The organism is Methanocella arvoryzae MRE50 (genome assembly GCF_000063445.1).
Lineage (GTDB): Archaea > Halobacteriota > Methanocellia > Methanocellales > Methanocellaceae > Methanocella_A > Methanocella_A arvoryzae.
Window position 1 is genome coordinate 1,585,650 of sequence record NC_009464.1, and the last position, 21,465, is coordinate 1,607,114.

Annotated in this window: 20 protein-coding genes; 12 read left to right on the forward strand and 8 right to left on the reverse strand. The window is 55.9% G+C overall.

Features of this window, described 5'->3' with window-relative positions:
* Positions 1–423: 423 nt before the first annotated feature.
* The 5 genes from RCI_RS07955 to RCI_RS07975 form a co-directional block, all read right to left on the reverse strand.
* Complete coding sequence (locus RCI_RS07955) at positions 424–1,290, reverse strand: class I SAM-dependent methyltransferase (protein ID WP_148266573.1); 867 nt, start codon at positions 1,288–1,290, stop codon at positions 424–426.
* Positions 1,277–2,353, reverse strand: coding sequence for a 60S ribosomal export protein NMD3 (locus RCI_RS07960; RefSeq protein WP_012035912.1), 1,077 nt, complete (start codon positions 2,351–2,353; stop codon positions 1,277–1,279). Before RCI_RS07960 ends, RCI_RS07955 begins: the two co-directional genes overlap by 14 nt.
* Positions 2,354–2,451: 98 nt before the next feature.
* The gene (locus RCI_RS07965; protein WP_048198268.1) at positions 2,452–3,138 is read right to left on the reverse strand and encodes a hypothetical protein; all 687 of its coding nucleotides are present in this window, start codon (positions 3,136–3,138) and stop codon (positions 2,452–2,454) included.
* Between the two features lie 171 nt (positions 3,139–3,309).
* Positions 3,310–4,032, reverse strand: a complete 723-nt coding sequence (locus tag RCI_RS07970; RefSeq protein ID WP_048198270.1) for a glycosyltransferase — start codon at positions 4,030–4,032, stop codon at positions 3,310–3,312.
* Positions 4,033–4,841: 809 nt separating this feature from the next.
* Entirely contained in the window at positions 4,842–7,322 is a 2,481-nt protein-coding gene (locus tag RCI_RS07975) for a cation-translocating P-type ATPase (RefSeq protein WP_012035914.1), read from the reverse strand.
* A 183-nt stretch (positions 7,323–7,505) separates the two neighbouring features.
* Here RCI_RS07975 and RCI_RS07980 point away from each other — a divergent pair, with 183 nt between their 5' ends.
* From RCI_RS07980 to RCI_RS08015, 6 genes are all read left to right on the forward strand, one after another.
* Positions 7,506–8,174 (forward strand): metal-dependent transcriptional regulator, encoded by a 669-nt coding sequence (locus tag RCI_RS07980; protein ID WP_012035915.1) that lies wholly within the window; start codon positions 7,506–7,508, stop codon positions 8,172–8,174.
* Positions 8,171–10,078 (forward strand): ferrous iron transport protein B, encoded by a 1,908-nt coding sequence (feoB, locus tag RCI_RS07985; protein WP_012035916.1) that lies wholly within the window; start codon positions 8,171–8,173, stop codon positions 10,076–10,078. Before RCI_RS07980 ends, feoB begins: the two co-directional genes overlap by 4 nt.
* 141 nt (positions 10,079–10,219) lie before the next feature.
* Positions 10,220–11,245, forward strand: coding sequence for a carboxypeptidase regulatory-like domain-containing protein (locus tag RCI_RS15750; protein WP_012035917.1), 1,026 nt, complete (start codon positions 10,220–10,222; stop codon positions 11,243–11,245).
* A gap of 177 nt (positions 11,246–11,422) precedes the next feature.
* Positions 11,423–12,319: a hypothetical protein gene (locus RCI_RS17240; protein ID WP_012035918.1), complete on the forward strand. Its 897-nt coding sequence runs from the start codon at positions 11,423–11,425 to the stop codon at positions 12,317–12,319.
* A gap of 161 nt (positions 12,320–12,480) precedes the next feature.
* Positions 12,481–13,314, forward strand: a complete 834-nt coding sequence (locus tag RCI_RS17245; protein WP_012035919.1) for a hypothetical protein — start codon at positions 12,481–12,483, stop codon at positions 13,312–13,314.
* A gap of 12 nt (positions 13,315–13,326) precedes the next feature.
* Positions 13,327–13,860, forward strand: coding sequence for a hypothetical protein (locus tag RCI_RS08015; protein WP_012035920.1), 534 nt, complete (start codon positions 13,327–13,329; stop codon positions 13,858–13,860).
* A 2-nt stretch (positions 13,861–13,862) separates the two neighbouring features.
* Here RCI_RS08015 and RCI_RS08020 read toward each other — a convergent pair whose 3' ends face one another.
* Positions 13,863–14,612, reverse strand: a complete 750-nt coding sequence (locus tag RCI_RS08020) for an MBL fold metallo-hydrolase (RefSeq protein WP_231844807.1) — start codon at positions 14,610–14,612, stop codon at positions 13,863–13,865.
* Between the two features lie 50 nt (positions 14,613–14,662).
* Positions 14,663–15,034, reverse strand: coding sequence for a helix-turn-helix domain-containing protein (locus RCI_RS08025; RefSeq protein ID WP_081477306.1), 372 nt, complete (start codon positions 15,032–15,034; stop codon positions 14,663–14,665).
* A 395-nt stretch (positions 15,035–15,429) separates the two neighbouring features.
* Between RCI_RS08025 and RCI_RS16680 the strand changes: the two genes are divergently transcribed.
* The 4 genes from RCI_RS16680 to RCI_RS08045 are packed head-to-tail and all read left to right on the forward strand — an operon-like array spanning position 15,430 to position 18,958.
* Entirely contained in the window at positions 15,430–15,897 is a 468-nt protein-coding gene (locus RCI_RS16680) for a hypothetical protein (RefSeq protein WP_148266574.1), read from the forward strand.
* 34 nt (positions 15,898–15,931) lie between these two features.
* Positions 15,932–16,777: an ABC transporter permease gene (locus tag RCI_RS08035; protein ID WP_012035924.1), complete on the forward strand. Its 846-nt coding sequence runs from the start codon at positions 15,932–15,934 to the stop codon at positions 16,775–16,777.
* Positions 16,774–17,598 carry an ABC transporter permease gene (locus tag RCI_RS08040; RefSeq protein ID WP_012035925.1) on the forward strand — a complete coding sequence of 275 codons (825 nt, stop codon included), beginning with the start codon at positions 16,774–16,776 and terminating at the stop codon, positions 17,596–17,598. The genes RCI_RS08035 and RCI_RS08040 overlap by 4 nt, the downstream gene beginning before the upstream one ends.
* Before the next feature lie 4 nt (positions 17,599–17,602).
* Positions 17,603–18,958 (forward strand): RCC1 domain-containing protein, encoded by a 1,356-nt coding sequence (locus RCI_RS08045; protein ID WP_012035926.1) that lies wholly within the window; start codon positions 17,603–17,605, stop codon positions 18,956–18,958.
* Between the two features lie 268 nt (positions 18,959–19,226).
* Here RCI_RS08045 and RCI_RS08050 read toward each other — a convergent pair whose 3' ends face one another.
* Positions 19,227–19,979 carry an RAD55 family ATPase gene (locus RCI_RS08050; RefSeq protein ID WP_012035927.1) on the reverse strand — a complete coding sequence of 251 codons (753 nt, stop codon included), beginning with the start codon at positions 19,977–19,979 and terminating at the stop codon, positions 19,227–19,229.
* Positions 19,980–20,030: 51 nt separating this feature from the next.
* On the opposite strand from RCI_RS08050, the gene RCI_RS08055 reads away from it, so the two are divergent.
* A complete protein-coding gene (locus RCI_RS08055) occupies positions 20,031–20,828 on the forward strand; it encodes a hypothetical protein (RefSeq protein WP_012035928.1) in 798 nt (265 codons plus the stop codon).
* A complete protein-coding gene (locus tag RCI_RS08060) occupies positions 20,770–21,366 on the forward strand; it encodes a DUF429 domain-containing protein (RefSeq protein ID WP_081477309.1) in 597 nt (198 codons plus the stop codon). Before RCI_RS08055 ends, RCI_RS08060 begins: the two co-directional genes overlap by 59 nt.
* Positions 21,367–21,465 lie beyond the last annotated feature (99 nt).

Here is a 21,465-nt window from a genome sequence, read left to right on the forward strand (position 1 = left end):
AGGGATCTCTGAAAAACCTTTGCGCCTTTGTGTCATATGAAAACTCGTTGTTACGGCGAGGGTTGCAAGGCCGCCAAGCACTCGCTGGATGATAAATGGGGATTTTCAGGTAGAGACTATGAAAAATCGAAAGTTGGCCCTGTGTGAGTCGAAAATACCGCCAAGCCCGCCAAGGAGCCAAGCTAGCCAAGAGCTAATTTTTTATGGAACGCCAAGAATCCAGGCACGCCAAGGACTTTATCGATAGGAATCGCACCGATCATCAAAAATTATAGCTTGGCGTGCTTGGCCCCTTGGCGAGCTTGGCGGTGATATATGCGCAGATCAGGGAAACAGCCAGATATTCATCTCTTATACCTGGTCAAGACTCAGATCATCATCCGACTCTTTGCGAACTAAAAACAAGGCTGCCCGGGGCCGAAGTTATAATATTTTAGCGTCCACGACCACATGCCACACGCCCGGGGAGTACTTCTTGATCTTGATGGTCTGCAGTACCTCAGCCCTCCGGCCCTGGGCCGCTGCGGCGGCCGTGATGTACTGGCCGGGCCGCTCGTACATGATCTTTTCGGGCACTGTCTCGTGGTAGTGTATGATACCGCCTGGCTTCAGGGCTTTAATACCCCAGGGCAGGTACTCGTGCGTCGTGCCCACGTAGCCCATGAGGACCCGGTCTGCGACTCCTTCGGGCGTTTTTTCCCGGCAGTCGCCGTGTACCGGGTGGACGATGCCATCGACCTTGTTGAGACGGACGTTCTCGGAGAGGTATCCGAAGGATACAGGATTGATCTCGATGGCGTCGATCCGCTTCGGCCTGGAGTGGACGGCCATGGGCAGGGTGAAGTACCCGATGCCGGCGAACATGTCGACGACGTATTCGTCTTTGCCGACGGTGGACATGCGCCTGCGCTCGTAGAAGTTGCCCTGGCTGTACATGATCCGGGCCACGTCCAGCTTGAAGAGGACGTAGTTTTCCTTGTGGATGGTCTCGGTGCCGTTGCCGGCTATGATATCTATGATCGGCTCCCGGTACTCCCCCGCTATGCGCTTCGTCTCGACCACGGTCTTGCAGCGCGGGTACAGGCTTAACAACGCTTCACCCAGCTCCGCCCTGCGGGGCCGGAGCACCTCCGGTATATGGACGAGCAGGACTTCGCCGATCAGCTGCCAGCCTCTCGGCAGTGCCGCCTCTTCTTCGGGCGTGAGATCTTTTAGAACAGATTTCAAAGGATTGGAGGGGATGGGCTTTCCCCTGTGAGCGTTCATCATTTTAGAGTTATTCTTTCCCACGGCCGCCTCCGGGCAGTATGAAAAGTCCGTCTTTCGTTTTGATCACGGGCACCTCGTCGCCGGGCCCGGCCTTCAGGAAAGCCGGCCTGCGGATAGTGACCGCCTGGTAGGTCTCGGGATCGAGAAGCTGGACGGAGTCGCCCTCCTCGGATACGATCACCACTTTCGTGGCCTCGGAGCGGTTCGCGATCTTTTCAAGTTTCAGGTCTTCAGGCGCTGAGGTGTTCTGGCCGGTGGTCAGGTCGACGCCGGACGTGCGCTTGCCCAGCTTTTCCACCAGGACTACCTGGTTGCGCATGCGGACGATGTCCCCGGCGACGATCTCGGGCAGCCTCACCGCGAAGGTGACCCGGTAGACTCCTTTTCCGCCCACGGCGCCCACGAGCTTGGGCGACTCGATGAGGGACCCGCCGTACTCGTCGATGATGGTGCGTGACGCCTGCCGGGCGCATGTCGTGGAGCCCACGTAGAGGTCCGCGCCTTCGGGCAGCGGGAAGACGTCGGTGATGAAGGCGAGCCGGTCCCCGGCTTTCGACGCCCGGACGAACACGTTCTCTATAATTTTGAGGCACCGGTCGACTTCCTGTTTGGTCGGCAGCCTGCCCTCTGCCCTGATCTGGATGACCGCCTCGTAGTAGCCGCCTGCCATGCGGGAGCAGATGTCGCAGGTCTCCTTCCGGATCCTGCCCTCGACGTCCGCCGAGGTCGAGACAGGCCTGCCCTCGATCGAGCCGGTGACGGTCACGTGAATAACTAAGACGTAGGGGCCGGTAAACTCGGGCACGACGGTGATCTGGGGGTGGTCCACCTCTTTGCTCACCGACAGGGCCGCGCGGACTGTCTTGGCGGCCGCCTTCTTCGCCAGGTCCTCGTAGTTGTCGAGGCTGGTCTCTACCCATAGCTCTCCGATCTTGTAGGAGGGGCATTTGGCGCAGATCTTTACGTCCAGGGTCTGTGGCACCTGGAAAACCACGTATTTCTCCGCAAAGCAGGCATTACACAAGCCCTCGGCCTCTGTCTCCTTACCGCACTTCGGGCAGAAAAGCTTCGATGTCGTGACCATTCATGGTAAAAAAGGGCATCCAGGTACAAAAAGATGATGGCAACCGCTACCACTGAGTAATACGTCTCAGTCGAATAAAGAGCGCGATGTTATCGCGCTCAGAACAGCATCAGGAAGCCTTCGCAGGTGGCCGGGTCGACGTCCGCTATGCAGTACTCGCCGGTCAGGAAGGCTTCCTTAAGGCGGCTGATACCGGCCTCTTTTCCGTCTGCCTCGATCGCCCGGTCGATGAACGCCCTCACCGAGTTGTGCTTGCAAGCTATGGCGACAAAAGCCCTGGCGCTCTCCCGGATCGTGAGTAGCCTCGCCGTCAGGTCCGCCGCATCGGCCCCGGACAGCTCCGCCACTTTCCCTCCGATCTCACCGATCTCCCCGTCGCTCAGGAAAGACACCATATAAATGTCGTAGTCGAACAGCTGTTTCTTGATCTCAGGCAGAGCCGGGGTTAGATCGGCTTTACTGCCATACAGGATCATCTCGGCCATCGACTCGAGCAGTTCGTCGTTGTAGACCATCTCGCCGACCCTTCGGGGGGCAATAGCTGCCTTAAGATTCGGCTTCGGCTTCGGCTTTGCCGTCGAAGTCTGTGTCTTCGCTGAAGCCTTAGGCTTAGCCGAAGTCTTAGGCTTCGCGGTTGTAGTTGTCTTCTTTGGCTTCGAAGTCTGCGTCTTCGAAGCTGCAGTCTCTGATGCTGTTGTCTTTGCCTTTGCAGTAGCCTTAGGCTTCGCAGTTACCGCCTTTACCTTAGTAGCAGATGCCTCAGGCTTTTTGCTCCCTGTTACCATAGGATCAACTCCATGGGTTTGTAATAAAAGAGTTTGGGAGTACACATATTTAACCTAATCGGGGGTGTTTCGACGATAAATCTGGCCGGTAACGAGGATGGAGAAAACGAGACGGCCAGTGCCGACGGCAACGGCGCCGGGTTCTAAAGAAGGTGAATGGGATACGATCTTTTAATCTCTCTGGACGTAGTCCTCGTACTCAGTCTTATGTAACTTGAAGATCTGGAACCCGAGCCTCCGGTTCTGGGTCTGCTCGAACAGGTCCATATAGTATTTCAGCGTTCCGTAGAGGCCGTCCTTTTCGAGGCGCCTGGACGAGGTGATCGTTTTCCGCCGGGCGATATACCTTGTGCGGCCTATACGCCGGAGCTTGATGCTCATGTCAAGGTCTTCCAGGTGGCACAGGCGGAAGCCGCCGAGCTTCTCGAAGACTTCTCTTCTGATGCACACGTTGAACCCGGGCAGGGTGGCGCCGCGGAACACGCTTCTCAGAATATAGTAAGAGTTTGTCACATACTCAGCGAACAGCAGCTTCGGGCTCCTCTTGCTGAACTTGAACGCGCATGAGCAGGCGATCAGATCCCTGTTCTCGAAGGCTTTCCCGATCGTGTCGAGGTAGCCGGGCAATAGTACCGTGTCAGAGTCGATGAAGACCAGGACCTCGCCTTCGGCGAGCCTGGCGCCCTCATTGCGGGCACGGGCGGTGCCCTTTTCGGCGCACACGTGCACCTTATCAGTGTACTCTCTGGCGATCTCCACGGTCCGGTCGGTGCTGCCCGAGTCAGAGACAATCAGCTCCCAGGACCGGGAGGTCTTCTGGGCCCTGATCGAGTCGAGGCACTGGCGAATCCGCTTCTCTTCGTTCAGCGCGGGCACGATGATGGAAAAGTCCATACTATCAGTGATATCGTTACAGGCGTTACAGTGGATAAAGTTTTTGTTTTAATCTTAGTCCGCAAGCCAAATGCATGAAAAGTTCGGCGCCCCGCCGCCTTGATTTTTATTCGCAAGGGCGCAAGGTCGGAAAGAGTCGGGTGATGATCGGAACCTTGATCAGGCATAAGTGATGAAAACTGGTTTTTCTATTTAAGCCGATGAAAAACTCCTGGAGGTCGGGGAGTTCCCGGAAGGTCTGGGAGGATTTTCAGGCTGGGAGGTTTGAGAGGGCGGAGAGGTCTGAGAGGAGGTTGGAGAGTGTGGAAAGGTTTGGGAGGTTTTTTTAAGTTAATTCTCTCAGACCTCAGGGTACCTCACATAACCTCCTCTCTGACCTCCATGACCTCCATGACCTCCCAGCTTGAACGTTCTCGCTAAACTCCATGAACCTCTCCGACCTCCCCTCCGACCTCTCAACACCTCCCGGACCCAGATGTTCATGGAACGCCAGGCAATAATTTTAGTGATCGGTGTGGTTCCGATCGAGAAAGCCCCTGACGTGTCCGGCCTCCTGGCATTCCATGAAAAATTATCTCTTGGCGAGCTTGGCTTCTTGGCGGGCTTGGCGGTATTTTCAACCCATACAGGGCCAACTATTAATTTCTCATAGCCTCTACCTGAAGATCCCATTTTTCATAAGGCGAGTGCCTGGCGTCTTTGCGCCCTTGCGCCTTTGCAAACTAAGTACAAGGCGTCCCGGCGCCGAGGGTAGAACGTTTTCGGGATGCATGGGCAAGTTTCCGCTACAGAACATGATTCCACAGGCACTATTTCCCGGACTGCCAGCTCTTAAACTTCCACATCTTCACCAGTTCCTGCCAGAAGATCATGCAGAAGGCGAACGCTATCACCCCGGCGAGGGGGACGGGCGGGACGGGCGCGAGTTTGATGCTCTCGGCGAGGCCGGGCAGGCCTATGACTGCGACGGTGATGCCTGCTATGAGGAGGAGCATCAGGTTGAGCATGCGGTTGGAGAAGACTCCCAGGCTCAATAACGGCTCATGATCGGATCTGGCGACGTAGGCGAGGGAGACCTGGCCGGCCAGCCACGCGAAGAAGGCGATGCTCCTGGCGGTCTGTAGCTCGACGCCGGAGGCCAGCGCCAGGGAATAGGGCACCATTACGGCCAGGAAGAGGCTGATGCCGGAGAAGGCGATCCGCTTCATCATGGGCCGGTCCACCAGCGTCTTTTTGGGGTCCCGGGGAGGCCGGGTGTAGATGGTCTTCTCCGCGGGCTCTACTACGAAGGTGCTGGTCGCCATCAGGTCCAGGGTCAGCTCAAGGATTATGATGTTGATAGGCGAGAACGGGAAGGGCGCGTTGAAGACGACGGGGATCAGGAAGATCAGGATGAGGGCGGACTTGACCGAGAGGTAGTATTTGACGCCCTTGCTGAGGTTGTCAAAGAACTTCCGGCCCTCGAAGATGCCGTCTCCGATTGTCCGGTAATTGTCGTCCGCGACGATGATGTCGGCCGCCTCCTTCGCTGCGTCCGTGCCCCTGACGCCCATGGCGATGCCGATGTCGGCGCCCTTTAGCGCGAGCGCATCGTTTACCCCGTCGCCTGTGACAGCTACGACTTCGCCGTTCTGGTGCAGCGCCCTGACCAGGCGGTACTTGTGCTCGGGGGTGGTGCGGGCGAACACTGAGACGGTCTTTATCGCTTCCATGAGCTGTGCGTCTGACATCGCGTCCAGATCTTCCCCGGTGAGTACCTTTTCTGCGGGGATGCCGACTGCGCCGGCGATCTGCCGTGCCGTAAGGGGATGGTCCCCCGTCACCATGATGGTCTGCACCCCGGCTCTCCGGGCCCGGGCGATTGCTTCGCCGGCTTCCTTCCGGGGCGGGTCCTCGATCGAGATGAGCCCGGCGAGTGCAAGGTCTCTTTCCAGCTCCGGGAAGGGCAGGGGTCGATCAGCGGCAGGCACGGTGCGCCTTGCGATGGCGATGACTCGCCGGCCTTCGCCAGTCTCTTTCGCTATGGCTTCCAATACTTCGGGGCCCGGGGTGCCACTGGCCGACCCCAGGATTTCTTCTGGCGCCCCGGATACGAAGAGCTCCAGACGGCCGTCGATCTCCCGGAGGACGGCACGTGACTTCTTCCCCGAAGCCAGGCCACGCTGCCTGATCACCGGGCCTTCGGGGGGCTGTACGCCTTCCTGCTGGCATTTCTCCCGTATGGCCCGGTCGGTCGGAGACGTGGAAGTCTCTGTCTGCGCCCCCATAGCTGCCTCCAGTACTGCCTTCGTGCCTTCGGCCGGGTATATGTTCGCGACCCTCATCCGGTTGTAAGTGATGGTGCCGGTCTTGTCCGTCAGAATCACCGTGGCGTTGCCGAGCACTTCCGCGGCCTTGATCTTCTTCACCAGCAGGTTCTTCCGGGATAGGGTGAAGGCGCCTACCCCGAGTACGATCGTGATGATGAGCGGGAGCTCTTCCGGCACGGTGGCGAACACGAGGGACAGGGCAGTCAGGATCATCTGCCGGGGCTCCTCTCCCCGGAGGAAGCCGAGCAGCGGGATGGTCACGCTGAAGAACACTGCCACGACCACCAGCTTCTTGGCCAGCGACTTCATCGATTTCTGGAGCGGGGTCTTAGGCTGCTCGATGGTCTTTGCAGAGCTGGATATCCGGCCCATGCGCGTCTCCTTCCCGGTGGCCAGGGCTTCGGCCTTGCCCTCCCCGCCTATAATCATGGTGCCCGCAAAAATCTGGTCGCCGTCAGACTTGTCCCGGGGCATCGATTCCCCCGTCAGGGCGGACTCGTCGGCCTGCAGGCCGTACGACCGGATAACTTTTCCATCCGCAGTGACCAGCGTACCCGGCGTCAGCACGAGCAGGTCCCCGGGCACCACGGTTTCGGTCTCGATGGTCTGAACCGTGCCATCCCGTATCACCCGGGTTACCGGGGAGGCGAGCCTGGCCAGCGAGTGTATCGCCTTTTTGGCCCGGAACTCGTTACCGATCTCTACTGCCAGCAGCAGCACTATGACAACGACGATGGTGGCCGCATCCTCCAGGTCTCCCCACAGGCTGTACAGGACGCCCACGCCCAGTAACAGCAGCATCAGCGGCTCCCGAATCTCTTTGATCGCTATCCTGAAAAAGGAGATTTCCTCGACCTTCGAGAAGATGTTCCGCCCGTAAACCTGCAGCCTCCGGGCCGCCTCATCGCTGCTCAGCCCGGCGAATGACGGGCTATCGGTGACTTCTACTGCCATTTCTTCAGCCGTTGCCTCCTTTTCCATGTCGACCGGCCACCAGCCTCCTTACTTTATTTTATTAAAATAAATATATATGTGTATTATTCCGCCAGTCATTCCGCCAATCGGCCCATATGTTGCTCGATGTGCATGCCCTCAACTTACATAGGAAAGTATTAATATTAGGCAGGCCTAATCATTAGGCATACCTAATTGCATCTGATTGTTATGAGGAAAAACATCACAGAAGAGTACCTGGAGACAATCCTGTACCTCACGAGGGGCGGAGCCCGGGCAAAAACTCGCGACATCGCGCAGGCCATGGGCATCAAGCCTCCCAGCGTAAGCGAGATGCTGCTGAAGCTGCGGGACCAGGGGTACATCGACTACATGCCCTACGAAGGCGCCGCGCTCACCGAAGAAGGCCGCGCCGAGGCGATAAGGATGGAGCGCAAGCACCAGCTGCTGGAAACGTTTCTGGTAGGCACGCTCGGCGTTGACACCGACACCGCCCACGACGAGGCGTGTGAGCTGGAGCACTCTGTATCAGATAACACGATGGAGAGGATCTGCTCGTACCTCGGGCACCCCCGGTACTGCCCTGACGACCACCCCATCACTAAGGGCGAATGCTGTGAGAAGGCAGACAGCGTTTCGATGCCCTTGCTCGAGCTGAACGAGGGCGAGGAGGGCGTCATCAGGGTGATCACCTTAGACAACAACACCCGGGACTACATGCTTTCGTTAGGCTTTCTGCCCGACGTGCCGGTGTACGTCAAGAAAAAGCTCCCCTCCAACAGCCTGCTGGTCAGGATCAAGGGATCGGAAATTGCAATCGGCAGGGACATCGCCTGCAAGATTTTAGTCTCGAAGACCGCGCCTAAAGTGATACCATGAGGCCCGAAAAAGCGCTCAAGGTAGCGCTCATTGGCAACCCCAGCGTGGGCAAGAGCACACTGTTTTCCAGGCTGACCGGCATCGGCGTCCTGATTTCGAACTACCCCGGCACCACCATGGAAGTGGCCCACGGCCGGGTGGTGCACGACGACATCCTGCTCGATCTTACGGATTTGCCGGGCATCTACTCGCTGGACACCCTGAACCCGGAAGAGAAGACTGTCCTCAACTACCTGAAAGAGGAAAAGCCCGACATCATCCTCAACGTGATCGACTCCACGAGGCTGGAGCGCAACCTTTACCTGACGCTGGAGCTGCTGGAGCTGGATACCCCGGTCATCGTCGCCCTCAACATGGTAGACGAGGCGGCCATGATAGGCATACAGATCGACCATGAGCAGTTCGCCGGCCTGCTGGGCACCGCCGTCATCCCGACCTCGGCCCAGAAAGGCACGGGCCTCGAAGAGCTGATGCACGCGTTCCGTACGCCGCACGCTGCCGACGGCCAGCGCCACGTGCGCTACGATCGCCACGTCGAGTCATACATAGAACAGCTCAAGGCCATGGGCCTGCGGCGGAATGAGGCCGTCCTCCTGCTATCCCACGGCAACACGGAGGGGCGCTCTGAAGACATAGCGACGGCTGTGGCGATCATGAGGGACGAGATCACCAGCTCTCACGAAGCGCCAGTTCTGGAAATCCTGGCCGGCAACAGGTACAGCGAAGCCGGCCTCATCGCCCGGAGCGTCATGCGGCACAAGCCCGCCTCTCAGATGTCGCTGCGGGAGCGCATCGACGACCTGCTGGTCAGCCCCCTGTGGGGCTTCGCCATCCTGGCAGCCATCATGCTGGCCATGCTCCTGACGGTCTTCTTCGTGGGCGGCTTCCTCGAAGAGCTGATCGTCGGCACCTTCGATCAATACATACTTCAACCGGTTACGGCCGCGCTGTCGGCGCACCCACTCATACAGGTCATCGTCGAGTACACCCTCATCGGGGTGCAGGCAGGCTTCGGCATCGTGGTGCCGTACATCATGACCTTCTACGTGCTCATGGCGCTGCTTGAAAACTCCGGCTACCTGACCCGGGCAGCGTTCCTGCTGGACGAGATCATGCACAGGTTCAAGCTGCACGGCCGGGCCATGATCCCCATGATCCTCGGGTTCGGGTGCAGCGTGCCTGCCATCATGTCGACCAAGGCGCTGCAGACCCGCAGAGAACGGATTGTCACCTCGACGCTGGTCTGCCTGGTGCCCTGCTCCGCGAGAAGCATCGTCATCCTCGACCTGGTCGCCAGCTTCGTCTCCATCTGGGCCGGGCTGTCGATCTACGTCCTCATGCTGATCATCGCCGTCGTCGTCGCCTGGCTTCTCGGGCGCATAGTGAAGGGCGAGGAAATGGGGCTGGTGCTGGAAATGGTGCCGCTCCGGGTTCCGGGGGTCAAGGACGTTGTGGAGAAGACGTGGATGCAGATGAAGGAGTTCATCTACGTCGCCTTCCCGCTGCTCATCGCTGGCAGCGCGGTCCTCGGCGTGCTCCAGTACGTCGGCTTCCTGGACTTGATGAACAGCCTGCTCTCCCCGATCACCACCGGCTGGCTGGGCCTCCCGGACTTCACCGCCACCGCGCTGATCTTCGGCATCCTCAGGAAAGAGATGGCGCTGGAGACGCTGGCCATCATGGCGGGCACCGCAAACTTCAGCCTGGCGATGACGCCGCTGCAGATGTACGTGTTCGCGGTCTTCACCACGATCTACATGCCCTGCATCGCCTCGATCGCCATGCTCAAAAGAGTCCTCGGCTGGAAGGACACCGCCTGGATCACCCTCCTGACCGTCGTCCTCGCGCTGCTCGTCAGCGGGCTGATAGCGCAGATCGTGCCCGTGATCATGAGCCTGCTATAACTCCGGTGCTGGCGTTCCGGCGCCGGCGTCAGCTTTTTTCATCCGTAGTTACGGAGACTTAAGGACAGGCGGCTATAAATTAACCGATTATGATAGAAGCCTTATATATACAGAATTATTTACAGGTATGCGACGATAAATATGACTGGCCTGTCGAAAATTACCCCCGTCACCCTGGTGCTGCTTCTGATCATGACCGGGCTGAGCCCTGCATTTGCCGTAAACTCAGTTGAACTGGTCAGCCCCCCGCCCATGGATCCGGCATACCCGAACCATGGTTCGGTCACCGGCAGAGTGATCACACAGAATGCCGGCCAGGGCATACCAGGAGCGTACGTGGCGATCGTGAACGGGGCGAACATATCCCAGGCGTACTACGAGGGGCAGGCGGATGAGGACGGCTATTTCCAGTTCCCCCATGTCAATAACACTGTGGCAGGGGACTACCCCCGTCCCGTCTACCGGGTTTATGCCAGCCTGGCAGGATATGGCGAAGGCATGTCCGACCTGTTCGGCGTCGGAGAAAGATCGACGACCAGGGCTGATGTCGTCATAGCTGACTCTGGCAGGGCCTCGTCGGGCTTCGTCGTCCAGCACGTGCCCATGCCGGATGAGGTCAGGCTGAGCGCGCACCCTGACACGATCATGGCAGGAGGCAACCTGTCGGTGATTACGGCTCAGCTGTACCTGAACGGCGCTCCGTATTCACGGTCGGGGGTCGTGATTACGTTCTTCGCCGATAACGACACGATCGGATACCTGCCTGCTGAAAAGAAGATAGCGACCGACTCGGACGGCCGGGCTACCATTAACCTGACCTCAGGCAATACCTCCGGCCAGGTCAACGTGACAGGGTATAGTAAGATCGGCATCAGCCGGAACATCACAGGCTCCTGTACGGTCTGCGTTGAGGGAACTACGGGCAGGGAGGTGTCGGTTACCGATATAAACGATACGGAAGCCTCTAACGTCACTGAAATAGCGAACGGTAGCCACGAGAACGTTACATCGGAGACTACGCCAGGAAACCTCACGGAGGCCGACATCTCTGCGGCGCCAGAACCCACGCCTTCCTCGACAACGGGACTTTTATACCCGGCACTTCTGATACTACTGGTTGCAGTAGCAGGCTTTACCGTCTATATGCTGGCGTTCAGGAAAAAATAGCCGATCAGCAGCCAGATGTCACATCATGCGGCCGGCCGGGCTATCCGTTATTTTTTTGGCCCCGGCCCTTTTCCTCCACACTTTTCGGGAAACGACGCCGCCAGCCTGTTAAATATCATGTAATTATTATATAAATGTTTAGCGTAGAGTAGCTTGTCGGATAAGCGGAGGCAGACGATGAGCAAAGCGATCAATGTTACTCTAATTACAGCGTTGATAGTCGTAACCGTTTGGGGCAGCATTATGCCCCACGCGTTCGCCGAGGAAACTTCGGGCAGCGTCAGGGGCTGCATCACAGTGAACGGCGTTCCGCAGCACGGCGTTTACGTCAGCGGCTTCGGCCTTTTCGACGTCACAGATGAGCAGGGCAGATACGAGCTGCCGTCCATCCCTAATGGCAGCAAGGGCACCATTACTGCAACATTTGCCGGATACTCGGTGGAAAGCGGAGAGCTGACATTCCTGAATCCGCCCTACCCCGAAGTGAACCTGAACATCGTCATGCCAGTAGTAACGCCCACCCCCACGCCCGTTATAACACCCACCCCAATTATTACCCCTGCTCCCACCATCACACCCACGCCCACCGTTACGCCAACTCCGACAATTACACCTACGCCAACAGCCACGCATGCTCCGACCGCAACACCTACCCCAACTATAACACCCACGCCCACACCTACACCTACAATTACTCCTTCGCCAACAGCCACGCCTGTTCCGACCGATACGCCTGTCGCCGGATACTCATTACCTGTGGGAACGGTGGTGTGGCCTCCGGCTGACATCTCGTGGGCCATGACAAGGGATAACGCAGGCGGAAACAATACGTTAGCACTGCAGGATAACCAGTCAAATGCCACCACTGCTGCTGAGGTAACGGATGCAGGCCTGTCCGGAGGCGGTTCTGCTCTGGCCCAGGACGCCGGCGCTCTATCATGGAAGCCAAATACCAGTTCTGGAACTGCTGCCAGTTTACCAGCCCTGCCTGTGGATATCCCGCTGTTCGCGCTGATCGTTGCCTGTGCAGCCTACGTCGGGTTTGTGGCCTACTCGGTGATAAGAAAGGGCTGAAAGCTGCGGTACTACCGCCGCCGGCCTAATATATTGGGTTTTTATTTAATAACATTTATAAAGTTGTTTTATACTAAATGTTCGTTAGCTAACGTATGTCTGCGACAGCGCATGCTGATCTTTGACTGCTTCAGCGGTCCGTGTGCTAAGGGAGGTTCATTATGATCAGGGCAAGATATGTGACACTACTTATCGTCGGGGCACTTCTTCTCGGCACACTGGCCCAGCCGGCGGCCATCGCCAAACACACCGGCTACGACGGCGACGGCAGCCGCCTCGTAAGCTTCCTTACATCTCTGATCACCGACCATGAACCGGACGATAGAGAAGAGACCAAAGTAAAGGACAGAGAAGACAAAGATAAAGAGAAGAGGGAGGAGAAGGACAACCACGACAGGAAGGGGGATGAAGAGACCAAAGTTAAGGACATGGGGGACATAGACGACGGTGAGGACGATAAGGAAGAGACCAAAGTAAAGGACGGGAAAGACAATGCATATAAGGATAGGCAGAAGGGCAGGAAAGGGCCCCGAGTAACACCGGCTCCAGCCCCATCGACTGCTCCTTCGCCTACGCCCACACCTGCCGCGACACCAGTGCCAACACCAGCGCCTACACCAGCGCCCACTCCAACATCTACACCGGTGCCGGCACCAGCCCTGGCTCAGGAGCCGCCCGGCTTACGGGCACCCAATACGCCTCCGCTTAGCATCTCTTACCGGGAGCTGAACCCGCCCCCTCTGGAGTCAGAAACTGAAGCGGCGGATGACCAGGACAATTTGACCGGGAATCGTACTGCGGTAAGGGCGGACACGGTTTTGCCAGACGGTGCGTTGCTGGACGCCGTGAATCTCCCCGGCTGGAAAGCTAACGTGAGCGCCCAGCCTCCGGCATATGCAAGCGTGGACTTGCCAGCCGGAGCGCTTCTTTTTCTGACCCTCGCCTGTGCGGCGATAGTGGGCTACGTAGCTTATTCCATGATCTGGAAGGGGTAGTGGAGGCATGAATTGACAGGAATATGGAGGGTGGCAACTGCCGTAATACTGGTACTGCTTACATGCAGCGCGGTAGCACAGGTGGCTGCGGCAGATCAGCCCAGCATAATTCTGGGGCGGGTCACCGTCGACGGCCATCCCCAGGAAAACGTCGTCGTCACAGGCTTCGGCTCGACCGCCATCACCGGGCCTGACGGCATGTACGTCCTGAAATTCCAGTCAGCCGGAGCAGGCGTGATCAACGCCACCTACGACAACCACACTGCAAGCAGCGGCCTGATAGTCACCCCCACCAGCCCGGTGATCAGGGTAAAAGACCTTAACATCATCATTAATGGCATCGGCGCAGGCGCCATGACGGATAGCTCCTCCGCCGCTCATTCCCTCTACACCAAAGTCCTCGCCCCGACAGGCAATATCGATGACCTGAAGCCCGCAGGCCAGCAGCATCAGCCCTTCGACATTTCCAGATCCGGCATATACATCGCAGGAGCGATCAGTATTCTGTTTATCTGCTTCCTGGCCTACGTGATGATCAGAAAATAAGGCTACAGCTCGATGATCATGTCGTCATGGCTGATCGTGACGTTGTCCGCCTCCCGGCCGACGAAGGCCTGCACCTGCCGCCGGCTCTCCGCCGTCGGGTAGAGCGAGGCGTTGAAGTGCACCAGCACCACCCTTTTTGCCCCCGACTTCTTCGAGACGACGACCGCGTCCTCCGGCGCCAGGTGGGGCCAGGAGGAACGCTGCTGGCCGGAGAGTGCCGAGCACTCTGTGATGAGAATGTCTGCATCCCTGCCCAATTCGATCAGGTTGTCGCACAATCCGGTGTCCGTGCAGTATGTGATGACCTTGCCCCCGAGCCGGAACCGGAAGCCCGTGCACGGGGAAACGTGCACCAGCGGCCTGAAGTCCTCGAGGAAAGGCACTGCCGCAAGGTCTTCGGGGAGCTCCCGGATATCGACTTTGAAGGGCATGCCGTCGATCGGCACCGAGTACGGCTGCCGCAGGACATCGCCGAGAATCTTCCGGGTGCCCTCCTGGCCGAAGATTTGCAGGCCCCGGGGGAAATTTAGCCGGACGATGGTGTGCAGGCCCCCGATGTGGTCGAGGTGGAAGTGGCTCAGAAAAAGATAGGCGGGCTTATCCTCGGTCATGTACCGGTCCAGCTTGTGGATGCCGTTGCCCGCGTCAAGGAGGATGTAGCCCTCCGGGGCGTCGATCAGCACGCAGACGGTGTTGCCGGTCTCGTTGTCGTACCAGCCGTTGGTCCCGAGGAAAATAACCTTCATGAACATTGACCTTGTATAAAGTTGTTCCCCCGGGATATTAGCTCTTCTGTCAGCAGTCAGGTGAACTGCTCGATAATCGCTCTTACACTCCGGTTAAACTCAGGTGTGGTACATATAAGGAGGACATAGGCCCTGCCCTTTTCAGTTAAAGTATAGGTCGTGACATTAGAATTAATATCTCCGGACAGCCGGGCGACCAGGCCTCTGGCAAGCAGCGAGCTCTCAGCATTATACCGCTTTCCCATGCCCCACATAGCCCCCCTGACATGGGAGGGCCACGTGCCTACTACATTCGTGATCTGCTGAATATTGCGGGGCTCGCCGCAGACGAACAGGTAGACGAGAATTTTCATACGAACGACGCTCTTTCGCATTGCATACATGATCTGGCAGTAGTCCTCATAATCGCTTTCTTCACCCATTGGCATCAGTTTGGTGTATAAAAGTAGGTAGCCATATAATTTATGTCACAAAACGTTAACGATTAAATAATTATTTTAAAAGCGGCATTTTCAGCCCTTGGAGGAAAACGACGGCATACGATTTTACGGCTTTTAACAATTGCAAAAGTATCTGCCCTCCCCGATATAAATACCAGAGAAGCCATAACAAGTACATGCAACCCGAGCGCATGATGTAATGCTTGCCACGAGAGTTGCACATCAAAAGGAGGGGATTAAAGAGACATAAAAGCGATGTGAGTGCATTTGAGATGCTACGAATAGGCCGGAAGGCTCAGGCCGCCAGACAGAGGTCCAATATCGGCCTGGCAGGCGTAAGCCATCCGAGACAAAAGACTGAATACCCCCAAAGGAGGAATTCAATGCTTAAGTACAAACTACCATTAGTGATCATATCAGCATTATTACTTTCGGTGATTGCAAGCGGAAACGCGTTTGCATACTCCTGGAGTAGTAATGACGGAATAGAAAAATCAAGAGCAAACGACTTCAACAGTCCGCAGTGGAGAAGTACCATCAGTCAGACGATCTCCGTCAGCAACGGCGTAACCCTGTCGTGGGGAAACGAATGGAAGAATGACTACTCCGCTCCACTGTTTTACAAATGCCAGTGGAGTTCTGGATGTGCAGGTGGCGGCTCCTTCGAATCTTCAGGCACATTGCCAGCGTATTACGGTGTAAGTAGTACGGTGTCTATGTATTCCGGTGCAGTGAATATGCCCTACTCGGGATACACTGATACGTTAAACAACAACCACCTGTATAAAGACGATAACCCGTACTGGAAGGGTACCGACTTCAACACAGCGCAGCGTATGACCAGATCTTAATATTTTTTCTTTTTTCTTTTTTCGGAGGCTAAACGTGAGCAACTTGGGTAGTATCGCAAAAAAAGAGTGCGTTGACCTTATCAACAGTAAAATTGTACTGCTGGGCGCTGCGGTGTTGCTACTTTACGTCGGCGTAAACCTGTACGAATATCATCATGCCCTTTCGAGCGGCCTGATAAAAAACATAGAGTTCAGTAGTTCCGTTCTTTCAGCCATGTGCACGCTGACGCTTTACGGCAGCTTTTTCTCCGTTATCATCGGGTTCTCCAGCATAGCTAACGAAAAGAAAAATCACGCCCTAAATACTCTAATCGTCAAGCCGCTGTACAGAGACACGATCATAAACGGAAAGCTCCTCGGGGCCTGCTGCTTTATGTCTCTCGTTTTCGGGTTCGCCCTGCTCATATACGTATCGGGGCTGCTCATGCTTTCCGGGGAATATATCTCTACCTTCATCCTCGACTTCGCGGCAAAGATCGCTTTTGTCTACCTGCTGTCGCTGATCTACGATCTCATCTTTGTCACGCTTTCGATGACCGTCGCGATCATCGTAGACAAACAGGCGATTGCGTTAATCATATCCACATTGATAGTTGAGATGTTCGATTTCATAGTCGGTGTTAACGTAACTCAAACCATATCTCACATAATAAATTCAATTATGCCAGTAAACATGGATGCAATTGAATACTTCATCGTCCTGTTATCACCGAAAGGAGTTATAGGCTTAATAATTAATAACAGTAACATTTTCAGCCCGATTTACGGCGTCTGTGATGTTATCGGATCGTTGAGCAGTTACGTCATCAGGCTATGCCTTTACCTCTTTTTATCGGTCATAGTATGCTACATGGTATTTATGAGGAGGGATATAGTATGACGGGCAATCAAAATGTAACGGGCATCATAGCAAAAATAGCCCTCAACGAGCTTGGCAGGATATATAAGAGCCCATTTGTGATCATTATATACATAATATTTATTGTTAACATTTTTTTAACTGGTTACGGAAGCCAATTTTTTGATCAAGCATGGGTAAGCCAGCCAGGAGAAGGGGATGTGTTTATACGCATTGCTATCGGAGACGTATTTTATTACACATCGTTATTTTGCGCCATCACCGCCATGTTTTTTGGTGTATTATCAGTGCTTGACGATAAAAATTCGCACGCTTTGAACGTATTACTCTCCAAACCGGTATATCGCCGAGACGTCCTGATTGGAAAATTCGTCGGCATCAACCTATTTTCGATTATTCTAATCACTGTCACTCTGGCAGGCTCGTTATTAATGCATATGCTATTCAACGGGATACCCGGCTTGATGGACGAATTATTGATCAGGGCTGTATCGTTGATCGCGATACTTTCGATGGAGTGTGCTCTGGTGTCCGGGATCACCATGCTGTTCGGGCTGGCGTGTAAAAATTTGCTCGAGGGAGTTGCCGTTACGATAACGTTCTTATTCGTCGAATGGGAAGGGAGCCTGACCAGGTACCTGGGGTCGTTTAAGATACTGAGCCCGCACGAGCTGTATTTTACGATTTTTCACGTCGACAAAGCTAAGCTGCTTATCGATACGACGGTGCCGTACTATGTCTGGCTCAGCGCTGCAGCCCCGTATATTTTATTCATGCTGCTGGAGATCATCGCCATCGTAGCGTTAAATTGCATCATCTTCTCCAGATCAGACGAGGTGTAAGACCATGAGTAAGACATATCTTTGTGTTATCGGAAAAATACTATGCATCACAGTATTGCTATCTGCATTCGTCATCCTGATGCCTGCCACGGCATTTTCAAAGGTGGTGTCGATCGATGCACAAGCGGATGTTTCTGTCGCCCTGAATGACAATGGTACGGTGTTCATGTGGGGCGATACCAGGGATGGCACGTTCCGGTCTGATGAACCGGTCTTAGTCGACATCACTAACATAACTGCGGCTTCTGCAGGCGTTTTTAACGCGTTGTTCCTCAAGGACGACGGAACCGTGTGGGCGATTGGTGACAACGAATACGGCCAGCTAGGAGACGGGACGAGAGTCGACAGTTCGAAAGCGGTTCAAGTACAGTGCCTGAGCGAGGTGGTTGCCATTTCCGCAGGCGATTGCCACAACCTGGCGCTGAAGAGAGACGGGACCGTATGGGCCTGGGGGTGTAATCTTTTCGGGCAGATTGGTAACGATAATGTCGGCCATGACGAATTGACACCGGTACAAGTCCCAGGACTGTCCGGCGTCAAAGAAATTTCTGCAGGCTACATGGGCTCTAAAGCCATTACAGGTGACGGCACCGTATGGGCCTGGGGCATAAACGAATACGGTCAGATCGGGGACGGGACTAAAGAGATCAGGAGCCTGCCAGTCAGGATATCCATCAATAACGTATCTGCGATAGATACCGGGGAATACGGCACTTCGATAGCTTTGAAAAGCGATGGATCCGTGTGGACATGGGGTAACAATGGGCAGGGTCAGCTCGGAGATCCTGCGGAAGACACCTTAAGCATGATGTTGCCCGTATCAAACTTAGGCAGCGAGAGGCTTGTCCCCGGGAAAACGGGTGGCCTGTACAACGTCACCTCAGTCTCTGCAGGTGCCCGGAACTCGCTGGCCGTGAAAGATGATGGTACGCTCTGGGTATGGGGTGAGAACCAGGAGGGCCGCTTTGGCAACGGGCTGAAATTCGGCCGGGATAGTATCCGGCCCGTGATAGTACCTGGTTTAAACAATATAGTATCGGTCAAGGCAGGAGCTTCGTATATGCTTGCACTGTCAGATGATGGGACGGTATATGGATGGGGAAAGAACATTTTCGGCGCTGTCGGTAACGGTGAAAGATCAGAAACTGTCGTCAAGCCTTTGATAGTAATCAAAGGCACAGTCGATTCACAGGATTCTAATACTACGGAACTCCCCGTGACTGAGGATAAACTATCTGTAGACAGTAACGATGGAAGTAGTCAGTCACAGCCAGATTTGAACCTTGGCCTTGCAGGTATGGCCGTATTTATTGTCACGGTTCTCCTCGGCATAGTAATTCTCATACGGACGAGAAAATGAAAAAATGTCAGGGCAGTCAACATAAAAACACCTTACGGGAGCGATATAACAAATAGTCAGCCGCCGTCTGCTCCGAGGCCTATGCAGCATCCTTGGCGGTGGTTGCCGGGTGCCCGCCGGCAGCTCGTCAAGGGATACTTTGAAGGGCATGCCATCGATGGGAACGGTGTGCAGCTACCGCAGGATACCTCTCAAAATTTCCGTCATCACGGCCTGCCTGAAGATCTGTAGGCCCCGGAATTCGTTAAAAGAAGTACAGATGCCCCGGCTACTTTCTGCCCGGGTGCATCTCCTCTAAGGTTGCGTCGTGGTCATCCACGTTGAAGTAGTACATGCGGGGCGAATAGTGAGAATCCCGGAGCTTGCGGATCTGCAGCACGTCCCGGGGATTGTCCTCCATGTCCACCTTGGAAACCCAGATTACCCCGTCCACGATGTGCTCCAGCGCCTTGACCAGCTCGGGCCTATGCGCTCCCATGTGAATCGTAAACAGAGAAGTGGTGCCGTTGTTCTTCTGGGTGGCCATCTGGTGGTGGATGTAGTGCAGGATGGCCCGCTCGGAGTCGCTCGACAGCAGCAGCGTCGTCAGCGAGTCCACGATGCCGCGCAGGTTGTTGTACGGCTCGACCTCGGCCGTCGCCTGCTTGACCGCGTCCCTGACCTCGTTGATGTTGGACAGGTCGTGGCACACGTACTTCCACTTGGAGACGAACTCTCCCCACCCAAAGGCATCGGTGAAACCATCGATGACGATCAGCTGCCCGTTGGTGATGTGCTCCTCCGGCTCCAGCCCGAAGGTGCTCAGAGAGTTGATGATCGCCTGGGGCGGGTGCTCCATGTTGAACAGGTAACAGTACTCGTTATTCAGCAGGCCCTCCGCGACGAACTTGGTCTGCAGGATGCCCGACCTGGCGCCCGTGTCCTCTTCCAGCAGGATCAGCGAGCCTCTCGGGATGCCCCCGTCGAGAGCGTTGTCAAGGTCAGCGATACCGAAGCTGGCGCGGTTCTTGATCTCGGTCATAAAATCCCCTGTATCTCGTACTGTAATACTCGCCGCTGTAAGATATTATACGTGTCGGTAAGTTTTGGAAAGGGTGCCGGGAAAACCTTTTCCGGAAAAGTTTTCCTGACTTTCGACACTGGATCGTACCTTGTGTCGACAACTATTATCGTCACCGGACCCGGATCACTTTGCCTGCAAGCGTCTTACACAATACCGAATGGCAGCGAATCGATACCTTGTTTCTACGTAATGTTTATATCTCAGGCGTGGTTTCCCTATATAGACGGGGGCTATATACTGAAAAAAGCACTGATAATCGCACTGGTTCTGGGAATTGCGGCGCTATCTGTTTCGGCGGGCGGCTGCACGGACATCGTCAATCCGCTGAGCAAGCCGAGCCCGACCCCGTACGTGATCTACGGCCCGGTATCCCCCACTCCAACCCCCACCCCGGCACCAAACTCAGCAGCTACCCACGCTCCCCAGGTAGTGGTGACGAACTCCCGGGCCAGCGAAGCCGTGGAGCTGATCATCGCCCCGGTGGACACTAAGGTTTTCACCGCCGAGAGGGGCATCAACGGCCAGTACGAAAACTTCACCATGTTCGTCTGGAACCACGACAGCAAGGACGTGAAGAACGTCAACATCATCCTGACCATCCGGGACAACGGCGGCAGCAACATCCACTACCAGATCTTCGACGTCGGCGACTTCGCCCGGGGAGAGCAGAGGCAGGTCTGGCTGGTGACCGACGAACACCAGGATGTGGACTTCATGATAGTCAAGTTCAAGGTAGTCTGGGGCGAAAATGGCGAGTACTACTCCCCGCAGGAATACCAGAAAAACCTGCGGTCCTTCGTCTACTAGCGGCTACGTGGGCGTAGACCTCGCGGCGCTCCCCAAAAACCAGACGGGCGCCTGCACCCTTTCTGACGGCGAGTACAGCTGTACCACCCTGAGGTCCGACGAGGAGATTCTACAGTACATCCGGGACGCTAATCCTGCGGTGATCGCCTTCGACGCTCCCCTCACCCTTCCCCGGGGCCGGTGCTGCTTCGACGACGCCTGCTGCGGCACTCGCAAGATCAGAGAATGCGACCGCATGCTCATCAGCCGGGGGCACAGGGTCTTCCCGCCCGGCTTCTCCTTCATGAAACAGCTCACCCTCAGAGGCGTCGCCCTCAGAAAAATCCTGGAGGCCGAAGGATACCGGCTTATAGAAGTCCACCCCAGAACCAGCATGCGCATCCTCGGCCACGCAGACTTCGGGGCTTCGCCCAGAACAGAGCATGAGCGAGACGCCTGCGCGGCTGCGCTGGTAGCGAAGCTATACGACGAAGGGCTGGCCGAAGAGCTGGGGGATGATGAAGGCGTGATCGTCATACCTAAAGCGCCTATGAAATAACCGCAGCGGACGGCGCTCTATTTCTCACCACAGAGTACACAGAGACTCACAGAGTAATAGTTACCACAGAGTGCACAGAGTGCACAGAGACTTATTCAA